Annotated in this window: 19 protein-coding genes and 1 pseudogene; 13 read left to right on the forward strand and 7 right to left on the reverse strand. The window is 49.0% G+C overall.

Translation table 11 applies throughout. From position 1 onward, the window contains the following. The first annotated feature begins 24 nt into the window (after positions 1-24). From Q1A40_RS05405 to Q1A40_RS05430, 6 genes and pseudogenes are all read left to right on the forward strand, one after another. Complete coding sequence (locus tag Q1A40_RS05405; RefSeq protein ID WP_299998418.1) at positions 25-675, forward strand: fimbrial protein; 651 nt, start codon at positions 25-27, stop codon at positions 673-675. Between the two features lie 10 nt (positions 676-685). After that, a complete protein-coding gene (locus Q1A40_RS05410) occupies positions 686-1249 on the forward strand; it encodes a fimbrial protein (RefSeq protein ID WP_299998419.1) in 564 nt (187 codons plus the stop codon). Between the two features lie 15 nt (positions 1250-1264). Continuing rightward, positions 1265-1789: a fimbrial protein gene (locus Q1A40_RS05415; protein ID WP_299998420.1), complete on the forward strand. Its 525-nt coding sequence runs from the start codon at positions 1265-1267 to the stop codon at positions 1787-1789. A 44-nt stretch (positions 1790-1833) separates the two neighbouring features. Further along, positions 1834-2358 (forward strand): fimbrial protein, encoded by a 525-nt coding sequence (locus tag Q1A40_RS05420; protein ID WP_299998421.1) that lies wholly within the window; start codon positions 1834-1836, stop codon positions 2356-2358. A gap of 40 nt (positions 2359-2398) precedes the next feature. Beyond that, entirely contained in the window at positions 2399-3280 is an 882-nt protein-coding gene (locus Q1A40_RS05425) for a hypothetical protein (RefSeq protein ID WP_299998422.1), read from the forward strand. 53 nt (positions 3281-3333) lie between these two features. Then, positions 3334-3498, forward strand: a pseudogene (locus tag Q1A40_RS05430) (transposase domain-containing protein); the annotation flags it as partial. Positions 3499-3685: 187 nt separating this feature from the next. Here the strand turns inward: Q1A40_RS05430 and Q1A40_RS05435 are convergent. Together Q1A40_RS05435 and Q1A40_RS05440 are read right to left on the reverse strand one after the other, a co-directional pair. Beyond that, a complete protein-coding gene (locus Q1A40_RS05435; protein ID WP_299998423.1) occupies positions 3686-4546 on the reverse strand; it encodes a nucleoside-specific channel-forming protein Tsx in 861 nt (286 codons plus the stop codon). Positions 4547-4847: 301 nt separating this feature from the next. Continuing rightward, positions 4848-5393 carry a DUF3251 domain-containing protein gene (locus Q1A40_RS05440; RefSeq protein WP_299998424.1) on the reverse strand — a complete coding sequence of 182 codons (546 nt, stop codon included), beginning with the start codon at positions 5391-5393 and terminating at the stop codon, positions 4848-4850. 148 nt (positions 5394-5541) lie between these two features. On the opposite strand from Q1A40_RS05440, the gene nrdR reads away from it, so the two are divergent. From nrdR to thiL, 5 genes are all read left to right on the forward strand, one after another. Continuing rightward, the gene (gene nrdR / locus Q1A40_RS05445; protein WP_299998425.1) at positions 5542-5991 is read left to right on the forward strand and encodes a transcriptional regulator NrdR; all 450 of its coding nucleotides are present in this window, start codon (positions 5542-5544) and stop codon (positions 5989-5991) included. A 4-nt stretch (positions 5992-5995) separates the two neighbouring features. Beyond that, complete coding sequence (gene ribD, locus Q1A40_RS05450) at positions 5996-7114, forward strand: bifunctional diaminohydroxyphosphoribosylaminopyrimidine deaminase/5-amino-6-(5-phosphoribosylamino)uracil reductase RibD (protein ID WP_299998426.1); 1119 nt, start codon at positions 5996-5998, stop codon at positions 7112-7114. A 76-nt stretch (positions 7115-7190) separates the two neighbouring features. Continuing rightward, complete coding sequence (gene ribE / locus Q1A40_RS05455; protein ID WP_299998427.1) at positions 7191-7661, forward strand: 6,7-dimethyl-8-ribityllumazine synthase; 471 nt, start codon at positions 7191-7193, stop codon at positions 7659-7661. 19 nt (positions 7662-7680) lie between these two features. Then, positions 7681-8100, forward strand: coding sequence for a transcription antitermination factor NusB (gene nusB / locus Q1A40_RS05460; protein ID WP_299998428.1), 420 nt, complete (start codon positions 7681-7683; stop codon positions 8098-8100). A 55-nt stretch (positions 8101-8155) separates the two neighbouring features. Continuing rightward, positions 8156-9127, forward strand: a complete 972-nt coding sequence (thiL, locus tag Q1A40_RS05465; protein ID WP_299998429.1) for a thiamine-phosphate kinase — start codon at positions 8156-8158, stop codon at positions 9125-9127. A 171-nt stretch (positions 9128-9298) separates the two neighbouring features. Here the strand turns inward: thiL and dxs are convergent, their stop codons facing one another. From dxs to xseB, 3 genes are read right to left on the reverse strand one after another with little or no spacing between them, the layout of a single operon-like run. Then, complete coding sequence (dxs, locus tag Q1A40_RS05470; RefSeq protein WP_299998430.1) at positions 9299-11161, reverse strand: 1-deoxy-D-xylulose-5-phosphate synthase; 1863 nt, start codon at positions 11159-11161, stop codon at positions 9299-9301. A gap of 29 nt (positions 11162-11190) precedes the next feature. After that, the gene (gene ispA, locus Q1A40_RS05475; RefSeq protein ID WP_299998431.1) at positions 11191-12090 is read right to left on the reverse strand and encodes a (2E,6E)-farnesyl diphosphate synthase; all 900 of its coding nucleotides are present in this window, start codon (positions 12088-12090) and stop codon (positions 11191-11193) included. Position 12091: 1 nt separating this feature from the next. After that, positions 12092-12334: an exodeoxyribonuclease VII small subunit gene (gene xseB / locus Q1A40_RS05480; RefSeq protein WP_299998432.1), complete on the reverse strand. Its 243-nt coding sequence runs from the start codon at positions 12332-12334 to the stop codon at positions 12092-12094. A gap of 218 nt (positions 12335-12552) precedes the next feature. Between xseB and thiI the strand changes: the two genes are divergently transcribed. Then, entirely contained in the window at positions 12553-14001 is a 1449-nt protein-coding gene (gene thiI / locus Q1A40_RS05485; protein ID WP_299998433.1) for a tRNA uracil 4-sulfurtransferase ThiI, read from the forward strand. Between the two features lie 43 nt (positions 14002-14044). On the opposite strand, the gene yajL is transcribed toward thiI, so the two are convergent. Both yajL and panE read right to left on the reverse strand, forming a co-directional pair. After that, the gene (gene yajL / locus Q1A40_RS05490) at positions 14045-14641 is read right to left on the reverse strand and encodes a protein deglycase YajL (RefSeq protein WP_299998434.1); all 597 of its coding nucleotides are present in this window, start codon (positions 14639-14641) and stop codon (positions 14045-14047) included. After that, positions 14601-15515, reverse strand: a complete 915-nt coding sequence (gene panE / locus Q1A40_RS05495) for a 2-dehydropantoate 2-reductase (RefSeq protein ID WP_299998435.1) — start codon at positions 15513-15515, stop codon at positions 14601-14603. Before panE ends, yajL begins: the two co-directional genes overlap by 41 nt. Before the next feature lie 127 nt (positions 15516-15642). On the opposite strand from panE, the gene Q1A40_RS05500 reads away from it, so the two are divergent. Further along, positions 15643-16134, forward strand: a complete 492-nt coding sequence (locus Q1A40_RS05500) for a YajQ family cyclic di-GMP-binding protein (RefSeq protein ID WP_299998436.1) — start codon at positions 15643-15645, stop codon at positions 16132-16134. Positions 16135-16153 lie beyond the last annotated feature (19 nt).

The following is a 16153-nucleotide window of genomic DNA, read 5'->3' on the forward strand; positions in this document are numbered from 1 at the left end:
TGATTGACAACAAGGAGAAGCAACATGGGCAGCCCAAAAAAACAAACCGGCCTTTCCCGCGCCCGGTGGTGGTGCGGTGTGCTGAGTGTGGTGGTGTGCAGTCTATCCGGGGCGCAGGCTGAGCCGCCCTCGCGCATCGTTGCCAGTAACTGGAACCAGGTGGATAACTGGGATGTGGAAGGGGCGCATGGCACGCTGTATGTCCATGGGGCCCTGACAGAAAGCGCGTGCCGGCTCGAAATGAGCAGCGCCCGGCAGGACATTGATTTGCATGAAATCGGCACCGGCCGGCTGCGGGCTTTTGGGGCAGCCGGTGATCCGGTCAGTTTTGAGTTACGTCTGGCGGACTGCCTTGACCCGGGGATCGGTTTACAGGATGTGCGCACGGGTGAACGGATGTACACGGCAGGGCAACCGGCGGTGCGGGTGAGCTTTCGCAGTGTGCGGGATGCGGATTCCCCGCAGTGGGTCAAAGCGCACGGGGTCTCCGGCGTGGGGTTACGCTTGCTGGATGAACAAGGACACGATGTGCGTCTGGGGGACCGGGGGCAGCCGTTGCAGCTGAGTCAGGGGGAAAACACCTTGCGTTACACCGTGACCCCCATGCGCACCGCCGCGCCGCTGAATGCCGGGGCTTTCCATGCCGTGGTGGACTTTCACCTGAGCTATGAATAGGAGGGTGAGCATGAGCATCCTGCATGAACATAGTCTGACGCCGTCACGAAAATCCCCGTTTCGGTTCGCCCTGCTCGTGGGGCTGTTGAGCCTTGTTGCGCCGTCCGTTTTTGCGGAGGGCGAGAAGAATATGAGTTTTAAAGGCACGTTAATTGCGCCGCCGCCGTGCAAGGTGGATGGCAGTCAAACCATCGAGGTGAATTTTGGTGACCGGTTAGGGGTCAATAAAATTGATGGCGTGGCCTACGCTAAGCCGCTTGAATACCGCTTGGAATGTGAAGACACCAGCCCGCACGGGTGGAAGCTGACACTCTCGCTGGCGGGAACGGCGGCCCCGTTTGATGGGGATGTTTTTCGTACCTCCAGTTTGGGGACGGACAAGGCCAATGAGAATAACTTAGGGGTGCGGATTTACCAGGCGAATGGGACGGTGTTTAAGCCCAACAGCCAGCTTGATATCACGGACGCCCAAAATCCGCCGCAGCTGATGGCGGTGCCGGTGAAGCGGTCAGGTTCGACCCTGGTGGAAGGGGGCTTTGAAACGTTAGTCACCTTGCAAGCCGACTATCAATAGGCGAGGACGATAACGATGCGTAATCAAATTAACGGATGCCTGTTGAGCGCCCTGTTGCTGGGCAGTCTCAGTGGTGCAGAGGCTGCGCCCAATGTGCGGTTGTACGGCACGTTAGTGACGGAGCCGTGCACGGTGGTTTCAGAGACGATAGACGTGGATTTTGGGACCATTGTGGATAAGTACCTGTACCTGAATGAGGGGCATCGGACACCGGGTCAGCGGTTTGCGATTGAACTGGCGGATTGTGACTTATCGCTGGGGAACACGGTGAAGGTGATGTTTGTGGGGAAGGAAAGTCTGGCGTTACCGGGATTGTTGACGGTGGGCGATCAAAATCGTGGGGTAGCGATAGGGATAGAGACATTGAGTGCGCAGGCGGTGAAGTTTAACGAAGCGACGGATGCGCTGGCGCTGTCCTCGCCGAATTCGCAACTGGACTTTAAGGCGTATGTGCAGGGTGAGCCGGATGCGGTAGCCAGTCAGACGATAGTGCGCGGGGCATTCAGTGAAACGGCCAGCTTTAGACTGGATTACCCGTGAGGCCCCATGCAGACAGACAAAAACAGGAACACGAGGAGCGCGACATGAGCAACTCCGGAAAAAAACGCGCCCGCTGGGCCTTGGTGATAGGGGTGTTGGCACTGTTACCCGTGTGGGCGGTGGACAGCAACATTGCGCGGGTGACGGTGAAGGTGAAGATAATCACCCCACCGCCGTGCACCATTAACGATAACCAGCCGATTGAGGTGGATTTTGGTGATGTGCTGACCACCCGGGTGGACGGGGTCAATTACCGGAAACCGATAGAGTACCGGTTGGTGTGCCCGGCTGACCAGTTGATAAAAAATACCCTGAAGCTGCAAATCCAGGGGCCAGGAATTAATTTGGGGGGGGGCACGACGGCATTGGCGGTGCCGAAGGTCGCGGACTTTGGGATCCAGTTGCAGCATGAGACGGCGGCCCTGGGGGTCAATACGTGGCTGAATTTTACTTACACTGATATTAACGATACGCCGAATTTATACGCGGTGCCGGTGAAGCGGGCGGGCAGCACGCTGGCCCCTGGGGAGTTTACCGCATCGTCGACGATGACCGTGGAATACCAGTAAGGGCTTATTAAGGCTGAGCGCTTAGAAAAGGAAATAAACAATGCTGAAGCGATTTTTTTTATTGTTATTGATAGTGATAGGCTGGGGGGGAAGTCCCGCGACTCAGGCGTCACGGTGGCCCTATTACTCTATGGAGATTATATCTTGTAAGGACGCCCCCGCATGTCGCGATGGGGTTAGTTATGGTAATGCGCAAACGCATTGGATTTCTATTTCTGATACACTTAAATCAACGGTATTGACCACGACTTTAGTATTGTCAGGGTTGCATTGTGCTAAGGGGAATGCCGTACTTGGAATACCTTATTCGGGGTGTGTTTTTATAAGAAGTTATGGGAATAATTCGCATGCCGATCCCCATGTTAGTACATTTGTTAATTCTGACGCTTGCGTAACAACTGCACCTGATAATTTTAAACTTAAAGATCCATCTGCATGTGCAGTGATGCCAAACGGCTTTGACCAGTACAGCTTTCATGGCGGTGCTGCTGGACCTGGAGCGGAGTGCATGGTGGCAGGTAAGGTTACACCTTATGGTAACCACATTGCGATAGAGACTCCATTTGGTCTTCTTACTGCAGATCAAGTAGCTAATTCAAGAGGGCAGTTTTGTAGTGCAGGCATACCTCCTCCTGCAGATTGTACTATTAATGTAGTTAATGGCGGGGTTTTAGACCACGGCACACAAGCACCGAACTCAATCTCTGAGCGGAGTTTAGATTTTTCGATAGCCTGTGGGGGAAATCCAACTATTACTATTGTAGATCCTGATATTAGTTTAGATGATAATCACATTCATGCTAACTTATCCTACAGTCATCAAGGGGGAAATAACTACTTGTTGAAATCAGTACTCACTAGCACTAATGCAACTGCGGGCAGCTATTCGGGAAGTACAGTTATTACGGTTTCACCATATTAATTGATCATCTTTACTGAAATAGTGCCTTACCAGAACCAATACCAGTGCGGGGAGGAGGAGAGCGCGGAGCACTTCTGTACAGTCTCATCGTGACATGCAGACTGAATGGCATAGATCCGGGGCGCTATCTTCGACATGTTCTTGATGTGATAGCTGACTGGCCGGTAAGCCGGGTCAGTGAACTGTTACTCTGGCGTGTCACTCTGCCAGTGGAATAATCCTCTTACGTCAATACGGTTCTTGCTGGATGCTTACATATGGACGGTGAAGTATGTTTATTGTGAGGTTGCTGTTTCAGTTTCAGATAATAGGGAGTGGACAGTTATTTGGTCTCTGGCCTTTAGCTGATTAAAGCAGACAATAAAAAAGCCGATCGGGCGATCGGCTCTTCAAGCGGGTCAACAATTAGAAGTTATAACCTGCCACCAGGTAGTAACCAAATCCATTTGACTGAATTTTGTCATCCATAAATACCGGGCGATCGCCATTTTTCCACTGTCCGCCATTATTAAAGTAACGGGCAACGAATGAATAATGGAAGTGATTGTAGTTCAGCGCCAGAACGTGGCTGGAAGCGATTGAGTTACTCGTACGATACTGTGAATCGCCTAAGTCTGAACCAAAATCGAAGTTGGTAAAGCCGATATAAGCTAAATCACCGCCCAGAACCTGAGTCAGCGGTACGAAGTATTTAACTTTAACGCGGTAGCCATCCCACTCATTCTGATTAGCCGCGCCATAGTTCTGCCACTGGTATTTAGCATAGACGTTCAATGCCAGGCTCATTGGCAGGCCGGTATCAATATCGGTACCCAGACCCATATACCAAGTGCTTTGACGGCCATCTTTATTGCGACCCATATCGTAGATATAGTTGTTAGCAATAAAGAACTCTTTGAACGGGCCAAAACTCAGATCTGTATTGGTCAGCTTGTCGATAGAGAAACGCGGTTCAATTTCCATAAACAGTGGGGAACCTTTGTTCCAGATACCGCGCGCATCGCTATTGCCGCCGAAAAATACCGGTGCATCGACGTAGCCATAAAAATCCAGCCAGTCTTTACGGGCAAATGCTTCATATTCAAGGTAGGTATCGTTACGTAACTGTGGTCCGAAACGGGTGTGATAGCTGCCGACTACGTTAACACTCTGCTGCCACCAGTCTGAAAGATATTCAGAACGATCAACTTTGACCTCTTCGGCACTGACTGAGAAGGAGCTAGCAAGTGCAATGGCAGCGCCGGCTGCCAGGATGATTTTTTTCATATTTTCGCCACTGTTTATTTCATGTTAAGAAATTGTGAAACAACTTTCTGCGAGTTAAATCCGCAGGCTTCTCACGATGTGATTATTATAGATGCCATGACTCACAAAAATATGTTCTGTTTCACATTTTCATCATACACGTAATCGATTGCGTTCGCATTTTTATCTATTATGTCGAATTTAATTCTCTTTTACCTGTCTCAAGAAAAATGCACTCTTATTAATAACCTTTAATTACTATTTCATTTGAAATTAAATGATGCTGATTAACAGGTCTGCCTCAGGTAAACCTACAGCTGATTTAGTTAACCTCAGCTACAGAATGAATAGCGTGAATACGTATCCAGCGTAGGTTTTCAGGCGCAAGTCCAGGGATGACCAGAGTCAGAGTTGAACCATCGGGTGTGGCTAACTGGGTCGGTGCGGTAAAAGATTGCTGCCCGTCAATCGCTGTAGATTGCATATCCACGCTGTCTGTCCGTGTTTTCCAGGCAATCATTCCTGTAAAGGCGGGCAGAGATTTCCGAGCATTTTCCTCGATTAGCAATGTCACCTGAGTCCCGTCAGCCACGCTCGTGACATGCATAAGCGCGATTTTCAGCAACCCAATCTGACTTTCCAGTAAGGCCGGAGCGCCTGCGTCAGGTAGCAAATAAACGCCTTGAGTCGACTGGGCATTCAGGGCATTTTGTTCGCTGAGGATAATAGCTTGCTGGCTTAAATCCACCATATCCTGCTTCAGTGTTTTTATTTCGTACTGAATTTGATGCAGATTAGACTGTTGTGCGCAGGCGGCCAGACTCAAAATACTGAACGCCAGCAGGGCTCTCAGGTAACGCAAAGACATAGCAGGATATCCCCCGGAAGCGCCAATTAAAACGATGAATACTTAAAGATAGCACTTTATTTCATTGCTGATATGGTGAGCCATCTTTGTACTCCTGCAACTTCGCGGTAGACTGTCACTCATTTTTATTATCTGTGAAGGAAACGCTATGCATTGCCCATTCTGTTTCGCCGTGGATACTAAGGTTATTGACTCGCGCCTGGTGGGTGAAGGCTCCTCAGTACGCCGCCGTCGACAGTGCCTGGTTTGCCATGAACGCTTCACCACCTTTGAAGTGGCTGAATTAGTCATGCCCCGGATAGTTAAGAGCAATGATGTACGTGAGCCTTTTAACGAGGATAAGCTGCGCAGTGGGATACTGAAAGCGCTTGAGAAGCGCCCGGTCAATTCCGATGATGTCGAAATGGCTATCAACCATATTAAATCTCATCTGCGGGCAACCGGGGAGCGAGAAGTACCGAGTAAAATGGTCGGTAATCTGGTCATGGAACAACTGAAAAAATTGGATAAAGTGGCCTATATCCGTTTTGCTTCAGTATACCGTAGCTTTGAAGATATTAAAGAATTTGGCGAAGAAATCGCACGCTTACAGGATTAAAGATATGTCTGGTGATGAGCTGTTTATGGCACGTGCGTTGGAGCTTGCGAAGCGTGGACGTTTTACCACAATGCCCAACCCTAATGTTGGCTGTGTGCTGGTAAAAGAAGGGAAAATTGTCGGCGAGGGATATCATTACCGCGCCGGTGAGCCCCACGCTGAAGTACATGCTTTGCGTATGGCAGGTGAAAAAGCACGTGGTGCTACTGCTTATGTCACACTTGAGCCTTGTAGTCATCATGGACGAACCCCTCCTTGTTGCGATGCTTTGATAGCGGCGGGTGTCACTCGAGTCGTTGCGGCTATGCAAGATCCCAACCCACAGGTTGCCGGCCGCGGACTGTATCGCTTACAACAGGCAGGTATTGATGTCAGCCACGGTCTGATGATGGCCGAAGCGGAAGCCATTAATCGCGGTTTTCTGAAACGTATGCGTACAGGATTCCCGTATCTGCAACTTAAACTAGGCGCCTCTCTGGATGGCCGTACGGCAATGGCCAGTGGCGAAAGCCAGTGGATAACCTCGCCGCAGGCGCGTCGTGATGTGCAGCGACTGCGCGCCCAGAGTTCGGCTATCCTTTCCAGCAGCGCCACGGTTCTGGCTGATGATCCTGCCTTAACCGTTCGCTGGGACGAGCTGGATCAAACGACACGTTCGTTGTTTGCCAAACCACAGACACGTCAACCCGTACGGATTATTATCGACAGTCAAAATCGGGTTACGCCGCAGCATAAAATAATCCAGCAACCGGGAGAGACTTGGCTTGCTCGCTGCAGCGCTGATACTCAGTCCTGGCCTGACGATGTCAAACAAATTATTATCGCCCCGCATCTTGGTCATCTTGATTTGGTCGTACTGATGATGCAGCTAGGTAAACGCCAGATTAATAATATTTGGGTGGAAGCGGGCCCGACGCTTGGCGGTGCATTATTGCAGGCGGGACTGGTCGATGAATTAATTGTTTATCTGGCACCTAAGCTACTGGGTAGTGATGCGCGTGGTTTATGTGCTCTTCCGGGACTTGAAAAACTTGCTGATGCTCCTGAATTTGCTTTCAGCCAGATTCGGCAGGTTGGCCCAGATTTATGTCTACACTTAATCCCAAAACACGCGTACTCGTAAAACGTAAGCAGTCGCGAAAAGATTATGGTAAAATCCGCCCCCTTTTGGGGCTAAACAGAACCCGTAAAGGAATATTATGAACATTATTGAAGCAGCTGTTGCTACTCCTGACGCTCGTATTGCCATCACGATTGCGCGTTTTAACAACTTTATCAATGACAGCCTGTTGGATGGTGCCGTAGATGCACTGAAACGTATCGGCCAGGTTGCAGATAACAATATTACCGTTGTATGGGTACCTGGGGCTTATGAATTGCCTCTGGCGGCTGATGCATTAGCTAAAACCGGTAAGTATGACGCGATTATCGCGCTGGGTACCGTTATTCGTGGCGGTACTGCGCATTTTGAATATGTTGCGGGCGGAGCGAGCAATGGTCTGTCTCATGTCTCCCACGACAGCGGTGTGCCAGTCGCCTTTGGCGTGCTGACGACCGAAAGTATTGAACAAGCTATTGAACGTGCGGGTACCAAAGCGGGTAATAAAGGTGCCGAAGCGGCATTAACCGCACTGGAAATGATTAATGTATTGAAGGCTATCAAAGCCTGATTTTTGTAAGGGGAAATCCGTGAAACCTGCTGCTCGTCGCCGCGCCCGTGAATGTGCCGTTCAGGCGCTTTACTCTTGGCAGTTGTCGAAAAACGACATCGCTGATGTTGAATACCAGTTCCTGTCGGAACAGGACGTCAAAGACGTTGACGTTAACTATTTCCGTGAGTTGCTGAGTGGGGTGGCTACTAACAGCGGGTATTTGGATGGGCTGATGCAGCCTTATCTGTCTCGCCAGCTGGAAGAACTGGGGCAAGTTGAAAAGGCTGTCCTGCGTATTTCGCTGTTTGAATTATCCAAACGCGATGACGTACCCTATAAAGTAGCCATTAACGAAGGGATTGAATTAGCCAAAACCTTCGGCGCTGAAGACAGCCATAAATTTGTCAATGGCGTACTTGATAAAGTCGCTCCAGTTATTCGTCCCCGCAAAAAGTAATCTTCAGGCCGGCACTGTCCGGCCTGTTTCTTTCCACTCTCTTGAGGTATCACGCATGGCATGTGGTGAGTTTTCCCTTATTGCCCGTTACTTCGCCAGGACCGGAAACTCTCGCTCTGAAGTCGACACCGGTATTGGTGATGACTGCGCTTTAATGACGCTACCTGAAAAACAGTTGCTTGCTATCAGCACTGATACTTTGGTTTCAGGCGTTCATTTTCTGGCTGATATTTCTCCGGATGACCTTGCTTATAAAGCGCTGGCCGTTAATTTAAGCGATCTTGCGGCTATGGGAGCTTCTCCGGCTTGGCTGACCCTGGCCATTACGCTGCCAGAAATTGATGAATCCTGGCTTGCGGCTTTCAGCGACAGTTTATTTGAGCAACTTGATTATTATGGTGTTCAGCTGATTGGCGGTGATACGACCCGTGGCCCACTGTCAATGACGCTGGGTATCCATGGTCTTGTTCCCGAGGGACGGGCACTGAAACGCAGTGGTGCTAAAGTGGGTGACTGGATTTATGTTACCGGAACGCCGGGTGACAGTGCTGCCGGACTGGCGATTTTGCAAAAAAAACTGCAGGTGAGTGATGCAAAACAAGCGGATTATCTGACAGGTCGCCACTTACGTCCGACACCGCGTATTCTCCAGGGAGAAGCACTCAGAGGCCTGGCTAACAGTGCAATAGATCTTTCAGACGGGCTGATTTCTGATTTGGGCCATATACTGACGGCCAGTGATTGTGGTGCACGTATTGCCCTTGATAATTTTCCTTTATCTGAGGCGCTTCTGGCGCAAGTGTCACTTGAGCAGGCTACGGCCTGGGCTCTGGCAGGGGGAGAAGACTATGAATTATGCTTTACCGTGCCAGAGATGAACCGTGGGGCACTGGAAGTTGCTGTCGGTAACCTTGGCGTTCCTTATACCTGTATTGGTCAGGTTATTCCGGCATCTGAAGGATTACAGTTTATGCGTAATGGCTGTCCTGTTACGCTGGATCTAAAAGGGTACGATCATTTTTCCTGAGAGGAGTCATGCTATCGTTCAAGAACAGCGAATGATGTTTAATGGGCGGTATCCAAGGAAGGAGATTTGTAGCACTGATGGTGTCTGGTGACGGAGAGTTGAAAAATATACAAACCAGACATTGTGTTACCAGGGAAGCATCCTTGCCATCCCCTCCGATTCGAGTCTGAATTAACCGATCCAGCGGCGAATCTGTTGCTCAATTCCTGCTGCATCCAGACCAATATCTTCTCGCGCTTCCTCCTGAGTGCCCTGTGGGATAAAGAAATCAGGTAAGCCGATATTCAGTACTGGTATTGCTTTTCTGTGAGCCATTAAGACTTCATTTACGCCACTACCGGCTCCTCCCATAATAGCGTTTTCCTCTACCGTAATGAGCGATTCATGCTGCTCAGCCATTTGCAGGATCAGTGCCTGATCCATGGGTTTAACAAAGCGCATATCAACCAAAGTGGCATTAAGTTTTTCAGCCACAACCTGTGCATCCTGGAGTAGGGTACCAAAGTTAAGGATCGCCAGTTTCTCGCCCTGGCGTTTGATAACGCCTTTGCCGAGTGGCAGAGATTCCAGGGGGGTTAGTTCAGCACCGGTACCCGTGCCTCGCGGATAACGAACAGCGCTCGGGCCGTCTTGATGATGGTAGCCGGTATATAACATCTGGCGACATTCATTTTCATCGCTTGGGGTCATAATGACCATATCCGGAATACAACGCAGGAAAGAGAGATCAAAAGCCCCTTGATGCGTTTGTCCGTCAGCTCCGACAATACCAGCCCGATCAATAGCAAATAATACCGGCAGTTTTTGAATCGCTACATCATGAATCAACTGATCGTAAGCGCGCTGCAGGAAAGTGGAATAAATAGCGACAACAGGCTTATAACCACCGATTGCCAGACCGGCAGCAAAGGTAACGGCGTGCTGCTCTGCAATAGCAACGTCAAAATACTGGTCTGGATACTGACGAGAAAATTCCACCATGCCGGAACCTTCACGCATCGCTGGGGTAATGGCCATCAGTTTGTCATCATGCGCTGCGGTTTCACACAGCCAGTTACCGAATATTTTTGAATAGCTCGGCAGGCTCCCCGCACTTTTCGGCAGCGTATTGCTTTGTGGATCAAACTTAGGTACCGCGTGATAACTGATCGGATCTTTTTCTGCCGGTGCGTAGCCACGGCCTTTTTTGGTCATGACATGCAGAAACTGTGGCCCTTTCAGGCTACGCATATTCTTCAGAGTATTGACCAGACCAATCACATCATGACCATCAACCGGGCCAATATAGTTGAAACCCAGCTCTTCAAACAGGGTGCCAGGTACTACCATTCCCTTGATATGTTCTTCGGTGCGTTTGAGCAGCTCTTTGATAGGCGGAACACCGGAGAAAACCTTTTTACCGCCTTCGCGTAAGGTGGAATATAGCTTGCCGGAAAGTAACTGCGCCAGATGGTTGTTCAGTGCACCGACATTCTCAGAGATTGACATCTCGTTATCATTCAGCACAACCAGCATATCCGGGTGAATATCCCCCGCATGATTCATCGCTTCAAACGCCATACCTGCGGTAATTGCACCATCGCCGATAATGCACACGGTTTTACGATCTTTACCTTCTTTTCCTGCGGCAACAGCCACACCTATTCCGGCGCTGATTGATGTTGAGGAGTGACCGACACTCAAGACATCATATTCGCTTTCAGCTCGCCACGGAAAAGGATGCAACCCGCCTTTCTGGCGTATTGTGCCTATTTTGTCACGACGACCGGTCAGGATCTTATGCGGATAAGCCTGATGTCCCACGTCCCAGATAACTTGATCGAAGGGGGTATTATAGATGTAGTGCAGCGCCACAGTGAGCTCAACGGTACCCAGACCGGAGGCAAAATGTCCGCTGGATCGACTGACACTGTCCAGCAGGTAACGACGTAGCTCATCACATAGCTTCGGCAGGCTATCTTTCGGCAACAGGCGTAACTCTTGAGTGGAGTCAACCAGTGCCAGGGTCGGGTATTTGGCGATATCAAAACTCATCAGCAATCTAAACTCATGGTTGTTATACGTTATTTATCACGATGGATAATGTAGTTTGCCAACGCTTCCAGGGCTGTGGTATCCAGCGATTGTTCAGAAAGGGTTGTCAGGGCAAGGCGAGCTTCCTGATATAGCTCTTGTGCTTTGCTTTGAGCTTGTTCGAGGCCAAGTAAAGCAGGATAAGTACTTTTTCCCAGTTGTTGATCGGCTCCCTGGCGTTTACCTAAGGTGGCGGTATCGCCAATGACATCCAGAATATCATCCTGAACCTGAAACGCGAGGCCAATACTCTGGGCAAAGCTATCCAGGACAGGCAGCACACGACGACCTGCATCACCCGCACTTAACGCGCCAAGGCGAACGGCTGCGCGAATTAATGCCCCTGTTTTATGTCGATGAATCCGCTCCAGACTTTCAAGGTTGATTTGTTTACCTTCGGCCGCTAAGTCCAAAGCCTGACCTCCGCACATTCCCGCTACGCCACTGGCGGTCGCCAGTTCTGCGACCATTGCCAGTCTGTCTGTGACACTCACTCCCGGCATAGGGGCTTGGCTGAGTATCGAAAAGGCCAGAGTTTGCAGCGCGTCTCCTGCCAGAATAGCATTCTCTTCACCAAATTTTATATGGCAAGTAGGCTGACCGCGGCGTAAATCATCATTATCCATGGCGGGCAGGTCATCATGAATCAATGAATAGGCATGAATACACTCTATCGCGGCTGCTGGGGCATCCAGAGCCTCGGGACTGACACCAAACATTTCACCCGTAGCATAAACCAGAAAAGGGCGTAATCGCTTACCACCCAATAATGCGCCATAGTGCATGGCTTCAACCATCGGACTGTCCTGAAAGGGAAGCGGGGCCAGAAAACTGACAATTGCCTGGTTGGCTCTGTCAGTATGGGTCTGGAGTTGACGAGTAAAATCCATATTATTCAGCATCCGGTGCAAAAGGCGTCAGGGGAGAATCAGGATTATCACTAAGCAGAATTTGTACCCGCTGTTCTGCTTGCTGCAGTTTTACTTGTCCTTGGCGTGCCAGTTGCACACCACGTTCAAATTCATTTAAGGCGTCTTCCAACGGAAGAGTCCCCCCTTCCAGGCGGCTAACAATTTGTTCCAGTTCAACCAGCGCTGTTTCAAAACTGGTTTGAGGCTCATTTTTTTTCGGCATAGTGAATGTCTGACTCTATTTTAATTCGACGCCGATATGGTAACGGAGTCAAAATGATTATCAAGCAAGCTTGAACATCTGGTTAAGATACGCAGTCTTCCCGGGATAGTGGTATACTCCAGCCTCTCGGATGCAGTAGCGATAATGCCACTGTTGTACTTTTCTTTAAGCTCTTATGTTTAACCGCATAAATGGCTAACTAACGAACTCTTACCGCCATGAAGTTTATCATTAAATTGTTCCCGGAAATCACAATCAAAAGCCAATCTGTGCGATTGCGCTTCATTAAGATACTTACCGTGAACATTCGTAATGTTTTAAAACCTTACGATGAGAATCTGGCGGTAGTCCGCCACTGGGATCATATCGAGGTTCGCTCCAAAGACGACAGCAAACGTCAGATTATTCGTGAAGGTTTAACACGTATACCTGGTATTCATCATATTCTCGATGTCGAGGATGTGCCATTTACTGATATGCATAATATCTTTGAGCAGGCGTTAGAACTCTACCGCGACAGCCTGATTGATAAGACTTTCTGTGTGCGCGTCAAGCGCCGCGGTAAACATGAATTTAGCTCTATTGAGGTTGAACGCTATGTCGGTGGTGGTCTTAACCAGCATATTGAGTCTGCACGCGTTAAACTGAATAACCCCGATGTTACGGTTAATCTGGAAATTGAAAACGATCGTCTGTTGCTGGTTAAGAGTCGCAGTGAAGGGCTCGGCGGTTTCCCTGTAGGGACCCAGGAAGACGTCATGTCACTGATATCAGGGGGCTTTGACTCGGGTGTTTCCAGCTATATGCTGATTCGTCGCGGATGCCGGGTGCATTACTGTTTCTTTAATCTCGGCGGGGCCGCTCATGAGATTGGCGTCAAACAAGTTGCTCACTATCTGTGGAACCGCTTTGGCAGTTCTCATAAGGTGCGATTTGTTGCCGTTAACTTTGAACCGGTTGTCGGTGAAATCCTTGAAAAAATTGAAGACGGGCAGATGGGGGTGGTGTTAAAACGCATGTTTATCCGCGCCGCCTCGCAGATTGCTGAGCGCTACGGTGTTCAGGCCCTGGTCACTGGTGAAGCTCTGGGACAGGTTTCCAGCCAGACACTGACTAATTTACGTCTGATTGATAATGTTTCCGACACGCTTATTTTGCGCCCACTGATTTCACATGATAAAGAACATATCATCGATTTGGCGCGTGAAATTGGCACGGCTGACTTTGCGCGTACCATGCCTGAGTATTGTGGTGTCATATCAAAAAGCCCTACAGTCAAGGCAGTAAAAGCGAAGATTGAAGCGGAAGAACAAAACTTCGACTTCTCGATTCTGGAACGTGTGATTGCGGAAGCCACAAATATTGATATTCGTGAAATAGCCGAGCAAAGCAAAGAAGAAATCGTTGAAGTTGAAACCGTTACTGAACTAGGGGCAAATGACGTACTGTTGGATATTCGCTCTAATGATGAAGTTGAAGCGAAACCGATGACACTGGATGGTGTAACGGTGACTGCACTGCCTTTCTATAAATTGAGTACTGCATTTAGCACGCTCGATCAAAGCAAAACGTATTTACTGTGGTGCGATCGTGGTGTGATGAGCCGCCTGCAAGCGCTGTATCTGAATGAACTTGGCTACAAAAACGTCAAGGTTTATCGTCAGTAGCAATGATAATTTCCCTTCTCTGACCGGAGAAGGGAAATCGGTTCTATGTGTAATCTCTGAAACTATAAATACCCGCAGCAAGTACCAGTTGTCCGGCAACTTCGTGTGCTTTTTCCCGGCTGACGAGCAAATCGATTATCTTTAACGCAAAATCAATCGAGGTTCCCGGTCCTTGACTGGTCAGAAGATTGACCCGTGGATCCCATACCACACGTTTATCCTGCCATTGTCCCTCTGGGATGGTCTCTTTCAGCCCGGGAAATCCCGTCATATTCCCAACGGGAAATAATCCATGGGGAACCAGTATGGTTCCGGCGGCTGCGCAAATAGCGGCGACAATACGCCCGGAAAGGTGAAATTGTCTGACGGTTTCTACCAGTAGTGGGCTGTCACGCAGACATTCAGCCCCCTTTATGCCACCGGGTAGAATAATAATATTAAACTCATCATCAGCGACCTCGACTAGCGTCACATCAGCGACCAGTTTGACGCCGCGTGAACAGACAATAATCAGGGCACCATCACTGGCTACACTGGCGGTGGTGACGGAAATCCCTGCCCTGACTAATAAATCGATAGTGGTGACAACTTCAGTCTCTTCAGCCCCAGGAGCCAGGCAAACCAGAGCTCGAACGCTCATATTCATCTTCCTTACGTTTAATCAGCTCATAAAGGCGTGTATTTAATGGGACAGGGATACCATTGGCACGTGCACGACGTATTAAATACCCCGTAATATAATCAATCTCAGTGTGGCGCTGCTCTCTGACATCTTGAAGCATAGAAGAGATATTTTCAGCTGTACATTCAATGACCTGAATAACATGTGAATACAGGTTTTCTGTAGAGATATGGTATCCTTCTCGCTCCATAACATGGGCGATTTCATCACAAATATCGAACACTTCCTCATGATGAGCAGCCAGCTCCCCGTTTGGGCAATTATAGATTACTGTAAGGGGATTAATCACACAGTTAACTGCGAGCTTATTCCAGCTGGCAGATTCAATATTGTTATGCCATGCCACATCAGGCAGTGCCTGGTGCAGGGTATCAGCAAGATAACTGTATCCTGTTGCCTGAAAATTCCCCGGACCAATATGGGTAACGCCATTCGCAACATGAACAATAACGTTGCCATCACGTTTTGCAGCCTGGGTGGTAAACCCCTGTAATATCGGATGTTGCAGGCGGCTCAGTTCTTCAAGTGTCCCAATGCCATTGTGGAGTAATAAAATAGGGCTGTTTTCCGGAAGTTTTTGCGCCAGAACTTTGACAGCATCAGAAACTTGCCAGGCCTTGAGCGTTACCATAAGTAAGTCGCTCTCAGCAAGAAATTGTGGATCATTGGCAATAAATGAGCGATTAAAGATATCACCCGTGCTGTCCAGTAAATTGACATGACAATAGGGCTGCGGCACGCGCAACCAACCTTGCAATTCATGTCCCTGTTTATAAAGTGCAGTTAGCCAAAGTTGACCCAGAGCACCGCAACCCAGTACGGTGATTCGCATTTTTTCCTCCTCAGCTAAACCCTGAACATATTCTATTATAGCGTTATATGCTTTCTGATTCTTTAACGGGTTGTTTTGCGCAGCCCAGCGGGTATTATGCAACGCAAACAGTAAAGGGAGAAAAAATATGCCATCGTTTGATATTGTTTCTGAAATCGATATGCAAGAAGTCCGTAACGCAATCGAAAATGCCGAGCGGGAATTAGCCACCAGATTTGATTTTCGTAACGTTCCGGCAAGCTTTGAGTTAAATGAGAAAGATCAAAGCATTAAAGTGGCGAGCGAGTCAGATTTCCAGGTAAACCAATTGCTGGATATTCTGCGCGCCAAACTCTTAAAGCGCGGTATTGAAGGCAGTTCCATCGATGTACCGGATGAGTTTGAGCATAGCGGTAAAACCTGGAGCGTTAATGCTAAGCTGAAACAGGGTATTGAAGCGGCAATCGCAAAAAAAATTGTTAAGCTGATTAAAGACAATAAACTGAAAGTACAAACACAAATTCAGGGTGAAGAGATTCGTGTCACCGGTAAGTCGCGTGATGACTTACAGAGTGCTATGGCCTTGATCCGTGGCGGTAATTTGGGACAGCCTTTCCAGTTCAAAAACTTCCGCGACTGATACCCGTCATACTTTGCAT

This window comes from uncultured Cedecea sp., from assembly GCF_947498825.1.
Classification (GTDB): Bacteria; Pseudomonadota; Gammaproteobacteria; order Enterobacterales; family Enterobacteriaceae; genus JGM124.

Coding starts and splice junctions, on each gene's coding strand:
- Q1A40_RS05405 (WP_299998418.1), top strand. CDS start 25: ATGGGCAGCCCAAAAAAACAAACCGGCCTTTCCCGCGCCCGGTGGTGG.
- Q1A40_RS05410 (WP_299998419.1), top strand. CDS start 686: ATGAGCATCCTGCATGAACATAGTCTGACGCCGTCACGAAAATCCCCG.
- Q1A40_RS05415 (WP_299998420.1), top strand. CDS start 1,265: ATGCGTAATCAAATTAACGGATGCCTGTTGAGCGCCCTGTTGCTGGGC.
- Q1A40_RS05420 (WP_299998421.1), top strand. CDS start 1,834: ATGAGCAACTCCGGAAAAAAACGCGCCCGCTGGGCCTTGGTGATAGGG.
- Q1A40_RS05425 (WP_299998422.1), top strand. CDS start 2,399: ATGCTGAAGCGATTTTTTTTATTGTTATTGATAGTGATAGGCTGGGGG.
- Q1A40_RS05435 (WP_299998423.1), bottom strand. CDS start 4,546: ATGAAAAAAATCATCCTGGCAGCCGGCGCTGCCATTGCACTTGCTAGC.
- Q1A40_RS05440 (WP_299998424.1), bottom strand. CDS start 5,393: ATGTCTTTGCGTTACCTGAGAGCCCTGCTGGCGTTCAGTATTTTGAGT.
- nrdR (WP_299998425.1), top strand. CDS start 5,542: ATGCATTGCCCATTCTGTTTCGCCGTGGATACTAAGGTTATTGACTCG.
- ribD (WP_299998426.1), top strand. CDS start 5,996: ATGTCTGGTGATGAGCTGTTTATGGCACGTGCGTTGGAGCTTGCGAAG.
- ribE (WP_299998427.1), top strand. CDS start 7,191: ATGAACATTATTGAAGCAGCTGTTGCTACTCCTGACGCTCGTATTGCC.
- thiL (WP_299998429.1), top strand. CDS start 8,156: ATGGCATGTGGTGAGTTTTCCCTTATTGCCCGTTACTTCGCCAGGACC.
- dxs (WP_299998430.1), bottom strand. CDS start 11,161: ATGAGTTTTGATATCGCCAAATACCCGACCCTGGCACTGGTTGACTCC.
- ispA (WP_299998431.1), bottom strand. CDS start 12,090: ATGGATTTTACTCGTCAACTCCAGACCCATACTGACAGAGCCAACCAG.
- xseB (WP_299998432.1), bottom strand. CDS start 12,334: ATGCCGAAAAAAAATGAGCCTCAAACCAGTTTTGAAACAGCGCTGGTT.
- thiI (WP_299998433.1), top strand. CDS start 12,553: ATGAAGTTTATCATTAAATTGTTCCCGGAAATCACAATCAAAAGCCAA.
- yajL (WP_299998434.1), bottom strand. CDS start 14,641: ATGAGCGTTCGAGCTCTGGTTTGCCTGGCTCCTGGGGCTGAAGAGACT.
- panE (WP_299998435.1), bottom strand. CDS start 15,515: ATGCGAATCACCGTACTGGGTTGCGGTGCTCTGGGTCAACTTTGGCTA.
- Q1A40_RS05500 (WP_299998436.1), top strand. CDS start 15,643: ATGCCATCGTTTGATATTGTTTCTGAAATCGATATGCAAGAAGTCCGT.